Origin of the sequence: Citrobacter sp. Res13-Sevr-PEB04-36, assembly GCF_015672735.1 — a bacterium.
In the GTDB taxonomy this organism is placed as follows: Bacteria; Pseudomonadota; Gammaproteobacteria; order Enterobacterales; family Enterobacteriaceae; genus Citrobacter.
Map to the genome: position 1 here is coordinate 42,591 of NZ_JADABY010000066.1, position 16,393 is coordinate 58,983.

General features: G+C 48.6%; 14 protein-coding genes. 4 read left to right on the plus strand and 10 right to left on the minus strand.

Features of this window, described 5'->3' with window-relative positions; genetic code table 11:
* The first annotated feature begins 21 nt into the window (after positions 1–21).
* Together cobT and ldtA are read left to right on the plus strand one after the other, a co-directional pair.
* The gene (cobT, locus tag IMQ48_RS19540; protein ID WP_196210299.1) at positions 22–1,086 is read left to right on the plus strand and encodes a nicotinate-nucleotide--dimethylbenzimidazole phosphoribosyltransferase; all 1,065 of its coding nucleotides are present in this window, start codon (positions 22–24) and stop codon (positions 1,084–1,086) included.
* A 107-nt stretch (positions 1,087–1,193) separates the two neighbouring features.
* Entirely contained in the window at positions 1,194–2,120 is a 927-nt protein-coding gene (gene ldtA / locus IMQ48_RS19545) for a L,D-transpeptidase (RefSeq protein WP_196210312.1), read from the plus strand.
* A 30-nt stretch (positions 2,121–2,150) separates the two neighbouring features.
* Here ldtA and IMQ48_RS19550 read toward each other — a convergent pair whose 3' ends face one another.
* The 5 genes from IMQ48_RS19550 to IMQ48_RS19570 all read right to left on the minus strand — a co-directional run bounded on the left by IMQ48_RS19550 (position 2,151) and on the right by IMQ48_RS19570 (position 7,487).
* The gene (locus tag IMQ48_RS19550) at positions 2,151–2,825 is read right to left on the minus strand and encodes an ABC transporter ATP-binding protein (RefSeq protein ID WP_196210300.1); all 675 of its coding nucleotides are present in this window, start codon (positions 2,823–2,825) and stop codon (positions 2,151–2,153) included.
* A gap of 10 nt (positions 2,826–2,835) precedes the next feature.
* On the minus strand, positions 2,836–4,524 hold the full coding sequence (locus tag IMQ48_RS19555) for an iron ABC transporter permease (RefSeq protein WP_196210301.1): 1,689 nt from the start codon (positions 4,522–4,524) through the stop codon (positions 2,836–2,838).
* Positions 4,508–5,545 carry an extracellular solute-binding protein gene (locus IMQ48_RS19560; RefSeq protein WP_196210302.1) on the minus strand — a complete coding sequence of 346 codons (1,038 nt, stop codon included), beginning with the start codon at positions 5,543–5,545 and terminating at the stop codon, positions 4,508–4,510. Before IMQ48_RS19560 ends, IMQ48_RS19555 begins: the two co-directional genes overlap by 17 nt.
* Before the next feature lie 237 nt (positions 5,546–5,782).
* On the minus strand, positions 5,783–6,844 hold the full coding sequence (dctP, locus tag IMQ48_RS19565; protein ID WP_230326481.1) for a TRAP transporter substrate-binding protein DctP: 1,062 nt from the start codon (positions 6,842–6,844) through the stop codon (positions 5,783–5,785).
* A gap of 52 nt (positions 6,845–6,896) precedes the next feature.
* Positions 6,897–7,487, minus strand: a complete 591-nt coding sequence (locus IMQ48_RS19570) for a nuclear transport factor 2 family protein (RefSeq protein WP_196210303.1) — start codon at positions 7,485–7,487, stop codon at positions 6,897–6,899.
* 109 nt (positions 7,488–7,596) lie between these two features.
* On the opposite strand from IMQ48_RS19570, the gene IMQ48_RS19575 reads away from it, so the two are divergent.
* Both IMQ48_RS19575 and IMQ48_RS19580 read left to right on the plus strand, forming a co-directional pair.
* Positions 7,597–8,484, plus strand: coding sequence for a LysR substrate-binding domain-containing protein (locus IMQ48_RS19575; protein ID WP_196210304.1), 888 nt, complete (start codon positions 7,597–7,599; stop codon positions 8,482–8,484).
* Between the two features lie 365 nt (positions 8,485–8,849).
* Positions 8,850–9,620, plus strand: coding sequence for a lipase family protein (locus IMQ48_RS19580; protein WP_196210305.1), 771 nt, complete (start codon positions 8,850–8,852; stop codon positions 9,618–9,620).
* A 326-nt stretch (positions 9,621–9,946) separates the two neighbouring features.
* Here the strand turns inward: IMQ48_RS19580 and IMQ48_RS19585 are convergent, their stop codons facing one another.
* The 5 genes from IMQ48_RS19585 to IMQ48_RS19605 all read right to left on the minus strand — a co-directional run.
* Complete coding sequence (locus IMQ48_RS19585; protein ID WP_230326482.1) at positions 9,947–11,098, minus strand: SPASM domain-containing protein; 1,152 nt, start codon at positions 11,096–11,098, stop codon at positions 9,947–9,949.
* A 203-nt stretch (positions 11,099–11,301) separates the two neighbouring features.
* On the minus strand, positions 11,302–12,912 hold the full coding sequence (locus IMQ48_RS19590) for a bifunctional UDP-sugar hydrolase/5'-nucleotidase (protein ID WP_196210306.1): 1,611 nt from the start codon (positions 12,910–12,912) through the stop codon (positions 11,302–11,304).
* Positions 12,913–12,934: 22 nt separating this feature from the next.
* Entirely contained in the window at positions 12,935–13,816 is an 882-nt protein-coding gene (locus IMQ48_RS19595) for a nucleoside-specific channel-forming protein Tsx (RefSeq protein ID WP_196210307.1), read from the minus strand.
* A gap of 70 nt (positions 13,817–13,886) precedes the next feature.
* The gene (locus IMQ48_RS19600; protein ID WP_196210308.1) at positions 13,887–15,449 is read right to left on the minus strand and encodes a bifunctional UDP-sugar hydrolase/5'-nucleotidase; all 1,563 of its coding nucleotides are present in this window, start codon (positions 15,447–15,449) and stop codon (positions 13,887–13,889) included.
* Between the two features lie 181 nt (positions 15,450–15,630).
* Positions 15,631–16,393 (minus strand): bifunctional UDP-sugar hydrolase/5'-nucleotidase (locus tag IMQ48_RS19605; protein WP_196210309.1); only part of this gene is annotated, 763 nt, incomplete at its 5' end.

Here is a 16,393-nt window from a genome sequence, read left to right on the forward strand (position 1 = left end):
GTCAACACATTGAGAACCCTTATGCAGACTTTATCCGCTTTACTCCACGCGATCCCTACACCCGATAGTGCTGCGATGTTGCGTGCACAGCAGCATATTGATGGCTTACTTAAACCACCGGGCAGCCTTGGACGTCTTGAGTCCCTGGCCGTGCAACTCGCCGGTATGCCAGGCCTGAAGGGCGTGCCGCGCGTGGGGAGAAAAGCGATGCTGGTGATGTGCGCCGATCACGGCGTCTGGGATGAAGGTGTGGCCGTTTCGCCGAAAGTGGTTACGGCGATTCAGGCGGCAAATATGACGCGTGGCACGACCGGTGTCTGCGTGCTGGCGGCCCAGGCTGGCGCGAAGGTTCATGTGATTGATGTGGGGATTGATGCTGATCTAATCCCCGGCGTGGTGAATATGCGCGTTGCGCGCGGCTGCGGCAATATTGCTGAAGGCCCTGCAATGAGTCGTTCTCAGGCCGAGGAGTTGCTTCTGGAAGTGATGCGCTACACCCGAGAGCTGGCGGAAGAGGGCGTCACGCTGTTTGGCGTGGGTGAACTGGGGATGGCTAATACCACGCCTGCGGCGGCGATTGTCAGCGTACTGACCGGCAGTGATGCTGAAGATGTGGTGGGTATTGGCGCTAACCTGCCACTTTCTCGTGTGGCTAACAAGGTAGACGTTGTTCGTCGGGCAATTGCCGTCAATCAGCCGGATCGTAATGACGGTATTGATGTGCTGGCTAAGGTAGGCGGGTTTGATCTTGTCGGTATGGCAGGTGTGATGTTAGGTGCGGCCTCCTGCGGTCTACCAGTGTTGCTGGATGGGTTCCTCTCGTACTCCGCTGCGCTGGCAGCCTGCCAGATTGCACCGCAGATTAAGCCGTATCTGATCCCATCGCACTTCTCCGCTGAGAAGGGTGCCTGCACCGCGCTGGCGCATCTGGAACTGGACCCGTATCTCAATATGGGCATGCGCTTAGGTGAGGGCAGCGGCGCTGCACTGGCGATGCCGATTGTCGAGGCCGCCTGCGCTATGTACAACAATATGGGACATTTAGCCGCCAGCAATATTGTACTTCCGGACGGTAAGGAAGCCTAGTCAAGCCGTACCCCGCTCAACGGCGGGGCTCTCGTCGTAACCCCCCGTTAAACAGATAAAAAAGCTATAATTAACGGATAGCTGCTGCGGCGAAGGAAAGGACAATGATGCGTCGTGTAAAACTGTTGTGTTCACTTATCATGTTGCTGGCCTGTCAGGGAGCGCAGGCGGTGAGTTATCCGTTGCCGCCAGAGGGCAGTCGTCTGGTCGGTAGTCCGCTGACTATTACGGTTCCGCCAGCTAATACGCAACCGCTGGAGGCATTTGCTGCGCAGTATGGGCAAGGGCTGAGCAATATGCTGGAAGCTAATCCGGGCGTGGATGTCTATTTGCCGAAATCGGGTTCTACGCTGGTGGTGCCACAGCAGGTTATTTTGCCGGATACCGTGCGTGAGGGCATCGTTATTAACGTTGCAGAAATGCGACTTTACTATTACCCCAAAGACAGCAGTACGGTTGAAATTTTACCTATTGGGATTGGTCAGGCGGGGAGAGAAACGCCGCGCAACTGGGTGACGACGGTAGAGCGCAAGCAGGAGGCACCCAGCTGGACGCCAACTGCGAATACTCGCCGGGAATACGCCGCACGTGGGGAGAGCTTGCCTGCGTTTGTTCCGGCCGGGCCGGAAAATCCGATGGGGTTGTACGCCATTTATATCGGTAAGCTGTACGCTATTCACGGCACTAATGCCAATTTCGGAATTGGGCTGCGGGTAAGTCAGGGCTGTATTCGCCTGCGCAATGACGATATTAAATACCTGTTTGATACCGTGCCGGTGGGAACTCGGGTTCAACTTATCGACCGACCGGTGAAATACAGTACCGAGCCAGACGGTAGTCGCTGGGTTGAAGTTCATGAACCGCTGTCACGCAACCGCAGCGAATATGAGTCGGATAAAAAAATCCCGCTGCCGGTCACGCCAGCGTTACGCAGTTTTGTGACCGGAGAGGGGGTGGACGTCAGTCGCGCCAATGCGACGCTGGAACGCCGCTCCGGGATGCCGGTGAATATCAGCCAGGTGCAGAAATTCTAATCATCACCTCACGCGGCCTTTACGTTATCGTCAGGCCGCGTGCTTCGTTTGAAACTGCCCCTTTTTCACAAAGCCAATATGGTCTGCCATCAACTGCGCTTCATGTTCACTGTGGGTGACCAGCAGTGCCGTTTGTCCGGCTGCGCGCAAAATATCGCGCACCTCGCTACCCAGGCGCTCGCGGGTGCTCTTATCCAGGCTGGAAAACGGTTCATCCAGCAGTAAGATGTCTGGATGCGGAGCCAGGGCGCGGGCCAGGGCGATACGCTGCTGCTGCCCGCCGGAAAGCTCATGAGGGTAATGGCTGGCGTGGCTGTGCAATTCCACCATTTTTAACAGCTCGGCGACTCTGGCCTGTTGTGCGTCTCGCGGCAGGCGGCGCAAACCAAAGGCCACGTTTTGTTGGGCCGTCAGATGTGGGAATAACGCATATTCCTGAAACACCATGCCGACATGACGTTTTTCCGGCGGCAGATGCACGCCAGGGCCAGCAACCCGCCGCTGTGAAACATAAATCTCTCCGCGCTGCAGCCGTTCAAATCCGGCGACTGCGCGCAGAACTGTGGTCTTGCCACAGCCGGACGCTCCCAGCAGGCAGGCGATTTCGCCTTTGCGCACCGACATTGAAAAGCCAGTCAGCACCGATTGCTGACTGTTGCCGTAGGCAACATGTACATCCTGGAGTCGTAACGCGATTTCTGACATTGTTGCTCTCTTAACCACGGCGCGTCATCTGCTGACGTACCAACAAAATAACCGGTAATGTGCCCGCCAAAACAATCATTAGCGCGGCAATGGCCCCTTCTTCGTAGGTTCCTCGCGCCGCTTCGGCATACAGCAGCGTGGCCAGCGTTTCAAAGTCTACCGGGCGTAGCAGCAGGGTGGTGGGCAACTCTTTCATCGCATCGGCAAACACCAGCAATGCACTGCTTACTAACGCCGGGCGCAGCAGAGGGAAATGCACGCGGGCAAAGGTCCCGGCACCATTCTCTCCCAGCAAACGTGAGGCTTGTTCAAGGGACGGGGGAATGCGGCCCAGGCCGGAATCCAGCGCGCCGATGGCGATGGCCTGAAAACGCATCGCACAGCAAATAATCAGCAAGATACCGGCAGACATCAGCGGTAAGCTGCGCATATCGAGCAGATCGGCCAGCCAGCGGTCAACTGCCATCGCCGGGGGAAGAAAACCAATTGCCAGAATAGTGCCAGGCACCGCGTAACCTAACGACGCCAGACGCATTACGCCGCGACGAAAGCCGGGCATAGCGTTGTCTGCCGCGCTGTGGCGTGCGCTCCACGCCACCAGCATGCTGACGCATATCACCACCAGCGTGGTGCCGGCTGCCAGCGATAGTGTGTTTTGCAACGCAGAAAGTAACGACGCAGACAGCGGGTTCTCATCACCTAACCGTTTGGCGCTCTCCCACATTAAAAACAATACCGGGGCCAGGAATCCCAGTACGACCGGGAGCGAAATGATGGCGCCGAGCAGCCAACCGCGCCAGCCATGCACGCGCGTGGGCTGAATTTCTCGCAGGCTACGGCTGCTGAATCCTTGTTTTCTGCGACCGTAAAATTCCAGCGTCAGAATAAAGAAGATAAACATCAGCATCATGCAGGCGATTTGTGCCGCAGCGGATAGATCAGAGCGCGAGATCCACGTGGTATATACGGTAACGGTTAAGGTCTGTACCCCAAGGAATTCCGACGCGCCAATATCATTTAGCGTTTCCAGCAGCGCCAGGCTGATCCCAACCGCCAGCGCCGGGCGGGCCATTGGCAGGGCGACGCGAAAAAAGGTTCCGCTGGCGCTGCAACCCAGCGTACGTGCGGCTTCCAGCAGATGCGCCGGCTGGCTGATAAACATCGCGCGGGTGGTCAGATAAACATATGGATACAGCACTAAACCGAGCAGCAGGATCGCGCCGGAAAGGGAGCGTAAATCCGGCAAGCGGAACTGTCGTGGGCTGTCAAAACCGAGTAAAAAACGGATGAAGGTTTGCAGTGGGCCAATGGGGTGCAGTAAATCGAGCCAGGCAAAGGCCACGATATAGGTCGGCATCGCCAGTGGCAACAGTAGTGCCCAGCTTAGTATTTTGCGCCCGGGGAAGTCCCATGCAGTGACCGCCCACGCGCTGCCAACGCCAATCACGCCAACCATGACCGCGACGCCCGCCAGCAACAGTACGGTGTTTTTTAACGCGGAGGGCAGCACCCAGGTGATGAGATTATCCCAGTGGGATAAATCAGCCTGCGTGGCCTGCCAGATGAGCGCCACAATCGGGGTCAGGACGCCGAGTGCAACACACAGGGCGCCAAGATGTAATGGCGTTAATAATGACTGCGGCCCGGAAACCAGGCCGCGTAACATCGGAAGCAACAGCGGTTTATTGATCGAATCCAACTTTATCTACCAGCAGACTAGCTTGTTTACGGTACTTCACGATTTCGGTTAACGGGATCTTGTCGACGTCGATTTCACCGATAGTAGCGCTGATAACCGGGTCGAGCGTTACCCCCTTCAGTACCGGGTATTCAAAGTTCGCTTTCGCGTACTGCTGCTGGGCAGGTGCGGAAACCAGATATTCCATCAGCTTAACGGCATCAGCTTTATTGGGCGCATAACGAGCCACGGCAGCCCCGCTGATATTGACGTGGGTACCGCCTTTCTCAAAGGTCGGTTTCACTACTTTAATAGCATCGCCCCACTGACGCGCATCGCTGCCTTCTTTGGCATTTTTCATATGACCGACGTAATAGGAGTTGGCGAGGCCAATATCACAAATTCCGCCGAGGATATCACGGGCAACATCACGGTCGCCGCCGGTCGCTTTACGCGCCAGGTTTGCCTTCACGCCGCGCAGCCACTCTTCCGTTTTGGCTTCTCCGTGGTGGGCAATCATGGCGGCAATTAGTGCAGTATTATACGGATGCTGTCCGGAACGAATACAGACTTTGCCTTTGTATTCCGGGCTTGCGAGCTGCTCATAATGCCAGTTGTCAATAGGCATTGATTTCTTGGCGTAGAGCACGCGTGCGCGCATGGAAAGCGCAAACCACTGGTTATCTGCACCGCGAAGATTAGCTGGAATGGCGGCTTTCAACGCATCAGATTCTACCGGTTGCGTTACGCCCGCTTCGACTAAATCGATGAGGTTACCGGCATCAACGGTCATTAGCAGGTCGGCAGGGGAGTTTTTCCCTTCCGCTTTGACGCGTTCAAGCATGCCATCCTTGATATACACCGTGCTCACTTTTATGCCGCTGGTTTTTGTCCAGCTATCGAGCAGGGGTTGGATCAGGCCCGGTTCTCGGGTGGTGTACAGCGTTAACGTATCCTGCGCGAAAGCCGGCAGGCTGACGGAGAGGACCAGGGCAGATGCAAGCGTAATACGGCGCAGTCCGGTGCGAGGCAGAGCATTCATCGTTTATATCCCAGAGTAATTGGAACGGACAGTGACCCGAGCTGGCGCTCGTTCTTTTAGCTTGCGTACAATAAATGATAATCACTAGCACTTACAACAATGGCAAAGTTTAAACGATTTACATTTACATAACTTTAAGCAATGGTGTGATGTGGTGATTAACAGGGGAGATTGGGTAAGCGGAGAGGTGGTGAAACTCCCCGCTTCTGGGATAGTAACTGTAAAAGGAGCGAATATTTATCGGTGCGATTTTTGTGACAGGGTTTCATCCATAATCGCATTAACCTGCGCCATTACTGCACCTGCATTTTTGACACCCCTCTCTTCCTGCTCTTTGACCCACCTTTCTTGCGCCGCCCGGTAACGGGTAGAGTCTTCCCATTGCGTGACCTCTTGGGGTTGCATAACACGCACTGTGGCTCCGGCCTGGCGTAAATCATCTATCTGGATGTTAAAGCTGTTGTTCATCACCGAGCCCAGGGCGTGATACGCCGTTTCAGCCGCACGTTGAATGGCGGCCCGATCCTCATCAGAAAGCGCGTCCCAGGTCTGTTTATTCATTGCCAGAATGTAAAGATGTCCCAGCCATAGCTCTTTGGCGAGAAGCACATTGGGTGCAAACTGATACGCCTTCAGATCGTAGCCGCTGTCCACGTTCAGCATCATGCCATCGATTGCACCGGTTTTTAGCGCGTTATAGGTCTCTTCTCCCCAGGGCATAGTCACCGGTTTAGCCCCGGCGTTTTGCAGAAAATCACGGTGCCAGAAGCTGGCGGAGCGCCATGTCCCACCCTTGATATTACTCAGGGTAGTCATGGGCCTGGCGCTAAAAAAGGCCAGTGGATAGCCGGTGGCAAGAAAAATACTCACCACATTATTTTTCTCAAGTTCTGCCTGGAATGCCGGAATGTCAGCGTAGACGTGGCGGAAGAAGGCCACCTGCTGCTCACCGGCAGGGCCGACGGGAAAGCTTTTAAAGATCTGATTCAGGGGCAGCGCGTCGGCGGTGTATTCAGGCACGACAATCGCCATATCTACCTTTCGTTCACTACCGACGTTGCGTAACGCATTGTAGCTGTTACTGAGCTCTCCGCCCCAGTGCGCCTCTATTTTCAGGTGTCCGTTTGACTCTTTCTCAATGGCTGGGAAGAGTACATCGTTGAGGAAGTGAGTGCGCATCCCACCCAGCGGTTCATGATCACTGTAGGTCAAGGTTTGCGTAGCCGAAACCGTGGTCGGTAGCAGCAGGGCGACGAACAGCATTGCCAGATATTTTCCCGATGTTTTTTGGGTGCACATACATTTCCTTTGTGTTGCGGAGGTGATGAAGAGCCAACGGCGGACTAAGTTGTCAGGCCGTCTGGCTAGCTAACCAGCGTGTACCGCTCGTTTTCATTTGTTGTTCGAGAATACTGCCACGGGTGGCAAAGACGCGCTGCACCGGAAAGCCGCTTTTTTCCAGCAGGTAAGCCAGCGCGGCGTATTCACGTGGATATTTCTCCACCACATTTTGGTCAATCGCGACCACACCGAGCGGAAAGGTAAAGCTGGCCATATCGTAAATGCTTTGGCGATGGAACAGTTTCCATACGCCATTGCGTTTTTCTGCCATATCATAGAAACGGTTATGACCAATGCAGCCCAGATTCAGCTTAACGTTCTCGCCGATAATCATTGCGTTGGTTTCAACAATTGCCCTCGTTGCGTTGGCATTGAAAGTCACCACTGGCGTGCCAATCAGATGTTTGGTGCACACATCTGACGCTCCCATTCGTATTGAGCCATCAACGAAATCGCTGGCGAGGCCTTCAAACCAGGTGATCTCGATGGTGCCGTCCGGGTGAAAAAGATTACGCAGTTGCTCCCATTCTCCCAGATCGCGGTGCATCCAGCCGGTGAGAAGATCGGTGATTTGTAGGCGGTCGTCCAAATAATTTTGCATAACATGTACTCCGGTATGGGATTGGATTTCAGTTTCACCGCCAATGGAGATAAACTCAAATAGATAGATGTGACTGATCAATCATTTTATTTGATGACGGAGTAACGATATGGATCTGCGCCACCTGCGCTATTTTCTGGCCGTTGCCGAAGAAGGCCATTTTGGTCGCGCGGCTAAACGTCTGAATATCGTTCAACCTGCGCTGAGTATGCAAATCAAGGCGCTGGAAGAGGAGCTCGGTGGTCCGCTGTTTGTGCGTACCAGCCGTAAAGTGGAATTAACCGAAGCCGGGCGGCTATTACAGACCGAGGCACAGCGCACGCTGGAGCAGGCGGATCACGCCCGGCTGACTGTTCAGCGCTCACTACGCGGCGAAACGGGTCATGTACGCGTAGGGTTTGCCGGTAATGCCGTCTTTAGCGGCAAGCTGACCAACGATCTGCGTGCTTTTCGCCGAACCTACCCTGATGCCGAACTGGTTGTCAGTGAGGTGGCACCTCTGTTGCAAGCTGATGCTATTCTGGCGGGTCAGCTCGACGTGGGTTATACCCCCGATCACCACAAAATCCATGACGCCGCGTTAATGGCTGAACAGATCGGTGTCTGGCACCGGCAGGTGGCGATGGCTGACGACCATCCGTTAGCCGCTCAGGTGTCGCTGACAATTGATATGCTTGCCGAGCAGCCACTCATTTTTTATGACGCGCATGGGGCTGATGAGTCGCTTTACACCGCACTTACCACAATTATGGGTCATGCTCCGCGTATCGCCCATTGCACCGCAAGCACCCTAAGCGTGCTTACGCTCGCCGCCGCCGGGCAGGGGCTGGCGCTGGTGCCGGATCCTCTGCAGCATGTGAATATTCCTGGACTGGTATACCGCCCACTGGATGCGCCAGAACTGTCGGCGAATCTGATGCTCATTAGCAGACAACAGGAGAATAAGGGGGCCGTACAGGCTTTTCTGCAGATAGCGCGTGAAAATGCAGGGGTATAATATGGAAGCTTGAAACGGTTAGCATCTGGATGCGTATATCTAATGCCATCGTGAATAAAGTGCGTTCACGGTGAGTGGTGCGGTTGTCAAAATAACAGCCTCAAACTACACTCTGAAATAGCCTTTAGCTGTGAACTTATTTTTAATTCATATTTAGGCTGCGATTTCTTATTTTAAATTAAAAACATCGTTCATTCTTTTTTGTAATGAGATGACTTATTTCTATTGTTACTCATATATCTTCCTGATTGCTGATGTCGTTTTATATTAATTTTTTGTTTTTAATGAGTTTACTGACTATTGGTGAGATATCAAAAAAGGGCGTATGTCCATAACTTATTGAAACAAATAGAGAGGGCAGAGTTATGCCTGCTGCTTATAGTGCAGACAATCACTCGCTTTTTTACCCTGAGCGAGACTTAACTTTGTTGAGTAATGCTGGCTGGCCGAATGAAATTGCGCTGGCGGCAGAATTATCACGACTCGCTTATCTGAGGGCGGAAACGAATACGGGCGAAAAAGAAAAATTAGCGAGAATATTAAAAGTGGCAGGTTTTGGCACCCCGGAGCTACTGAACAATGTTGCTCATGATGCTTACGGTTTTGCCAGCTGTAATGACAGTGGTCTATGTGTGCTTGCTTTTCGGGGGACGCAGATAGATCGCTATCAGGATTTTATGACCAATATCCAGGTTTCGCTCACTCCAATACCTAAAGCAATGTCTCGCGGCCAGGCGCACGCAGGCTTTCTGAAAAGCGCACAGGCGATGTTACCTCCGGTGAGATACTGGCTAAATAAAATGACAGCAAAGCGAACCCGCTTGGTGGTTTGTGGCCACAGTTTAGGCGGGGCGATAGCCAATTTGCTGGGGGCCTATATTCGCCCGGATAGCCTGATCACTTTTGGCTGTCCTCGAGTTGGAGACGATGAGTTTGGCGACTTCCTTTTGAACCAGGCGCATTTGCAGATCACCCGGGTGGTTAATTGTTGCGATGGCGTTCCCACGGTTCCTCAGACCTTTATGGGCTGGTATGAACATTATGTCAGGAATCAGCTACCGCCGCCTAAAGGGTGCTACTACACGCCTCATACTTACCAGATCAAAACGGAGTTCAAGGGAGACCCGGAAGACTAAGTCCTAAAAAGCAAGAAGCCTGCTTAGTTTCCTAAGCAGGCTTCTTAAATTTGGCTCATCTGACTGGGATCGCCTTTGCCACTAACTGGCTAATAAATAAGCTAAACCTGAATTTTCCCCTGTCAAGACCACCAGAATGCCCACAAAATGTTCAGGGGAAATGCCGTGTTTTGAACGGATGAATTACATTGAGCTATATCGGCTATTATATAATCACAGAAACTCCTGGCTCCGGGCTTAATCCAATCTCAGACACTAAAATAACCCGGTTTTACAGATACTGTCGGTGCGACTGTTTCATCCATCAGCCTGTAGGGAGAGCTATACTAGACCAAATACTGACGAATATCGGAAGGCGTATAGTTTTGTTCCCACAGCGCTCTCATCATTAACATATAGGGGTCAACATAAGTGAAAAAAGCCTGATAGCTCTCGCAAAAATAATTGAGCTCAGGGGCTCCGCGTTGGGAAAACGCTATGCGATCTTTTGGGCAACCGTCATTGCAGACTAATTTCACTTTGCAACTCGCACATTCTTTTACCAGTGGCGGTTTACGCTGCTCAACTATTTTATTTATTGTGCTTTCCCGCATTGTAGTTGTGGAATATTGATGGGGGGGACTAAGCAAAAATTTAGAATTGATAAAGCGATCACACTGGCATAAATCATCGCTTATTTTCGATGCGAACACGCTATAGTTATTATTAAATGGCGTAAAAGCACAGGCCGGTGCAGGCACCCCACACCACGTAACGAAAGCACGCTCAAAAAAGGGGATTTTAATCGTTCCAATATCAAGGCGTACCCAAGTATAAAAAATCGTTTTCAAAAAAGTCCCCAATGCGGCGGGCGCAAGGCTTTTTGCATCCACACCACCTTGTGCAAGCGGTTCAAATAAGGGGATAAACAGCATATGTCGACTACCAATGCTCTTCAAATAATGGTAGACCCGCAGCGGTTGCTGGCAATTTAAAGCGTTAATGACCGTCAGTGTAGTAAATTCAATATCATGTTTTTGCAGCAAATTTATCGATTTCTCAACCATCGGAGTCGTAGATTTGCTAGAAATCGATTTGGGGTTATTGTTGCGCAGGGGAATATCGCTATCTACTGAAATGCTAATCAGAAAATTATTTGTCTTGAAAAATATACACCAGTCATCATCCAACAGCATGCCGCTGGTTAGCAATGTGTTGATAATATTTTTACCTTGTGCAAATTGCTGTTGCAGTTCGATAACGCGTTTAAAAAAATTTAGCCTGTCAGATGTTAATTCATCGTCCTTCCAGGAAAATAAAATATCTTTAGTTTCCCGAGTATCAATTTTCTGACGAATAAATAGTTGAAGCGTTGTATCGTCAGTACAGTACGTTTGGCACTCTGGGTAGAGTTGTGTCTTATTGAGGGAAAGGCAACACGTACAATACAAATTACATAATTCAGTTGAGTGTTTTGCTATCATATGGCAATGTTCCATTATCATTTTTCCTTTGGTCAACGGTTCCATTAGGAAAGAGAATTATTTTATGTTAGTTGGTGAGCTAAACAGACTGGATGATAAGACGAGTATCTGAATTTATAATTAATAAAATTCAACGATTCTTATGTTCACAAAATTATTTCTTAATCTGTTTTGCAATATTTGATGCCATCCGTAGAATGGATGGCATCATCATTTTATTATTTACTCACTTCAACCCGCATTTCATTAACTTGCGCAGGAACGATTTTGTGCCCCGACTTCAGATAATCAATCACGACATCTGACATATTATGTCCGGCTCGGACTTGTACATTTTTCCCTTCTTTAAATGCCAGAAAACCATCTCCCCCTAAAGCAAGGAATGTCGTGGTCGCAACATGGTAAGTCTGCGTATCTTCAATCGCTTTGCCGTTGATTGTGAAAGACACCATACGCTGTCCTACTGGTTTTTGCGGCGTATAAAGCATTTCAGCACCCTTTGACATTTGCAATATGCCATTTGTGAGCGATGCCCCATGTTCCATTAGATTACGCAGATCCTTACCACTGAGATCCATCTCCGTAAGCTCATTCTTAAATGGAAATGTACTGGTAATGTCACCAAAAGTAATGGGACCCGCGTTGAGATCAGCACGTAAACTACCGGAATTAATCAGTGCAATCTGTGCATCCGGTGCAGCGACGAGCATTGCATCTGTAAACAAGTTGCCTAGTTGTGATGATTCGCCATAGGCGCGGGTTAACATGATCGGTGATTCACCGACTGGCTGACGCACAATATCCGCAAGTTTTTTATTCCAGCCATCGATAACTTTTTGCGTTGTTGGATCAGGTTTCCACTCATCAGCATAAAGTGTTTTCAGTTCGAAGCTTTTTACTTTTTTGGTATTAGCCCCAGGTTCAACATCAAGTATCAACTTACCTACATCGATACCACCACTGTCGGTAGAAAGGATTAACGTATTCCCTACTTTGATAGGTTCCGGTGTTCCAACATGGGCGTGTCCGGTGATGAGAATATCAAGCCCTTTGACCTGACTAGCGGTCTGAATATCTTTATCCAGAGCACGCCTGACATCGGTATTACCAATACTGGACTGACGAGCTGGAACGCCTTCGTGAACAAGCGCAACGGTGATGTCAACTTTACCCCGCAACTCATCCAGATAATGCTGCAGATATTTCACTTCATTGCGAGCTTCAATCCCTTGGTTCTTGAGGGCTGCGGCTGATTTATCAAAGCGGTTATTTTTATCATTATCAAGCCCCTGGATTGAGAGTTCTGAAATGGTGTCATTAAACGCATACACACCGTGTAGCCCAATAACGCCAATTTTCACGCCATCCTTTTCCAGGATGGTATACGGTTTGTTCCAGAACGGTATCTCACTGTCCTTATGGAACACATTCCCCAATAGAACAGGGAAGTTCGCCTTGCTCAACTGCCGCAAGAGATTATCCCAGCCATGGTCAAACTCATGATTACCAATTGATACTGCATCGAAGGGCATGGTATTCATAATGTCAATAATTGCCTGACCCTTAGTCAGGCTGCTAATATATGGCCCGGTAAAATAGTCACCTGCATCAAAATAAAATGTGGCTTTATTTTTTAATTTTTCCTGCTTGACTAAAGTGGTTATATTAGCGAATCCACCAATTGCACGTTTACCTTCTGCGACATATGGGAGTTTATAAGTATCAACATGAGCATGGAGATCGTTAGTATAAATAATGGTGACATCTTTGGCGCAAGCCCAGAACGGTAGCGTCAACAGAATACCTGCTGCAATCAATTTTATCTTCATAGCCAATTCCTTTTAGTAGTATTTAAAAAGTATAACCGACTGTTAAATAGTATGCCCACCCCGTTGAGTCTATAGAGGTGATATCCCCTTTGCTGTTAAATGCTTTACTACCCTCTTCAAATTGTCCACCATGATAGAAATAACGAAGGGTCGCGCCATAACTCCAGTGAGGATAAACCAAGCTGAGTATATGGGTGGAAACTATCGAATCATTTGTACGGGAGTAAAATGGTTGCTCACCACCTGATTTTTCTTTTAAATCTGAACCAAAATCAAAATTGGTAAAACCGACGTAATTTAGTTTTCCGCCGAGTATTGTAGTAATAGGAATAGCATATTTTACTTTGAAACGATATCCATCCCATTCATTTTCGTTGGCAGCATTATAATTATTCCCCTGGTATTTAGCATAGATGTTTGCGGATAAAGTCATCGGTAGCCCGGTATCAATATCCGTCCCCAGTCCCATATACCAGGTACTCTGACGCTGTCCTTCGTTAGTGCCTGCATCATAGATATAGTTGTGGGCAAAATACCATTCTTTAAATGGACCAAAGCTCAGGTCTATTCCCGTTAATTTGTCGATGCTAAAACGCGGTTCTATTTCGGTAAAAAATGGAGAGCCATTATCCCAAATGCCGATATCGTTATCATTTCCTAAACCGAAAAACTTAGGTAAATCCGCATAACCATAGAAATCAAACCAATCCACATGCGCCCATGCGCGATATTCTGGATATAGATCGGATCTTTTTTGTGGTCCAAAGCGAGTAGAGTTGCTTCCTACTATATTAATGCTTTGATGCCACCAGTCTGATAGGTATTCGTTATTCCCAGAGGCTGCCATTGTCAGCGTAGGGAAAAACATAAATGCACCTGATAATATATGTTTTATTTTTCGCATAAGTAGGGGTTCCTTCCACAGAGGTTTGTTAACAAAGATTATTCATATAATGGGAAATATACTAGTGAAACTATTTTATCGTACTTACATCGACCACTCTCATTTCAAGATCTGGTTTCAATGGATTATGGGTCTTAACATAATCAATGATTGACTCAGCAGAGGTCGTACTGTTGATGGTTTTTATATTCGTTCCTTTTAAAAACGCTTCAAATCCATCACCACCCGTCGCGCAAAATGAGTGCGTAACAACTCGATATGTTTTGGTTGGGTCTACTGCTTGATTATTAACAGTGAATTTAATTATCCGCTCACCCAACGGTTTCTTACTGTCATATTCAACATGAACGCTTTTTGACACTTGCAAAACCCCATTGGTGAGATTAGTTGCGTGGATCATTAAATTGATGAGATCCTTTCCGGTGAGATCCATTTCAACAAGCTCGTTATTAAATGGGAAGGTAGTAATAACATCACCATATCGCAAATTTCCTTGTGGTAAATCAGCACGCAATCCTCCACTGTTTTGTAATCCCACGACGGCGTCCGGCGCTTTGGCCATCATGGCGTCAATAACTAAATTACCAACAAGTGACGATTCACCATAAGAGCGAGTGAAGGGTGCTGTTGTCGACCCAATGATTTGATCGGTGATATTTTTCAGCTTAGCATTCCATTCATCAATCTTGGCTTGAACTATAGGGTCTGGTTTATATTCGTCTGCAAATACAGTGATTAATTTACCGTTATAGCCGTCAATTTTTTTAGTCTGCGGGTTAAAATCCAATACTAATTTACCGATATCAGTACCATACGCATCCGTTGAAACAATGAGTGTGTCATTGACTTTAATTGGCTCTGGTGTACCCACATGTGCATGCCCTGTGATTAACACATCAATACCCTTAAATTTCTTTGCGGTATCGATATCGGCTTGCAGCATTCTGGCTACGTCTTTATTTCCATAACTTGACTGACGCGCTGGCGTACCTTCATGGATAAGTAGTACGGTGATATCAACTTTACCTTTTAACGCATCAAGCCCTTTTTGAATATAAGGTACTTCATCACGAGCTTCTGAACCAGCGTAAGCTTTGGCCGCAACGGTGTCATAAAACGCAAATTTCTGATGTATACCAATTACACCAATTTTTACGCCATCTTTTTCGATAATTATCCAGGGCTTATTCCAGACGGGTTTGTCACTGTTAGTATAAAAAACATTACCCAACAAAATCGGGAATTTCGCTTTTGACAACTGTTTAACCATGTTATCAACGCCATGGTCAAATTCGTGGTTACCCACTGAGACAGCATCAAAAGGCATGGTGTTCATGATATCAATAATTGCTTCACCTTTTGTCAGTGTGCTTATATATGGTCCGGTAAAATAATCTCCAGCATCAAAGAAAAATACATCTTTGCTTTTTTTCTTCGCATCATTAACGATGGTTGCTATATTAGCAAAACCACCTACCATACGTTCTTTGTCGACGGCCGGAATTTTCCCTGGAGATACATGAGCATGTAAGTCATTGGTGTAATAGATCGTCACATCTTTTGCACTAACTGATGCGGCTAACATTGCGGACAGGCACAATGTAATCAAGCTAAGCTTTGTTCTTCTCTTCATAATACAATCCTTTCAGCCTTATGAATAATTTATATTTAAGTCAAGAGTTCATGCGGATGTTTGCATGTTTTTATTATTTTACAGAAATGCTTCAACGTTCGGCTTAAAGGTAAGAAATAACCAATAAAGCCGAATGTTTTCAGCTGATGACTACGTTCAGAACATATTGCGGAAAAAACATTTATTTTTTCACATCAGCAACGCGCATACCGTTAAGTTGTTCATCGGTGATGGTGTTACCTGCTTTAAAGTAATCGATCACTGCGTTGTAAATGTAGTACCCACCTGTTGTGTTACGTGCTTTACCCTCGGTAAACGTGGAGAAGCCGTCACCACCATCAGCAAGGAAGCTCTGGGTAGCAATGTGATAAACCGTCGCATCCTCAATCGCCTTACCATTAAGTGTAAGCTCCAGAACCCGTTGTCCAACGGGTTTGCTGCTGTCGTATTTCATTTCCAGGCCTTTTGAGACCTGCAACACTCCGTTACTTAAACTTGCACCATGTTCCATCAAACTACGCAATTGTTTACCGGTGAGATCCATCGTTGCCAGTTCGTTGGGGAACGGGTACACACTGATGACTCCACCCATAGTAATCGCGCCCGCTGGTAACTCAGTGCGGATACCACCTGAATTAGTTAAAGCCAGCTGTGTATTTTTGCCTGCTGCCGCCAGCAAAGCATCCGCAGCCAGATTTCCCAGTGGGGCCGATTCTCCATATGCGCGTGTCAATTCAACTGGCGACTGTCCTACTGTTTGTTGCACCACTTCATCAAGTTTCTTATTCCAGTTGTCGATCACCGACTTCGTTTTTGGATCTGGTTTCCACTCGTCTGCATAAATGGTTTTAAGCTCGAAGTTTTTCACAGTGAAGTGATGTGGTTTCTCTTTATAGTCCAGTACCAATTTCCCCACATCAATACCGCCGCTGTCGGTGGAGAGA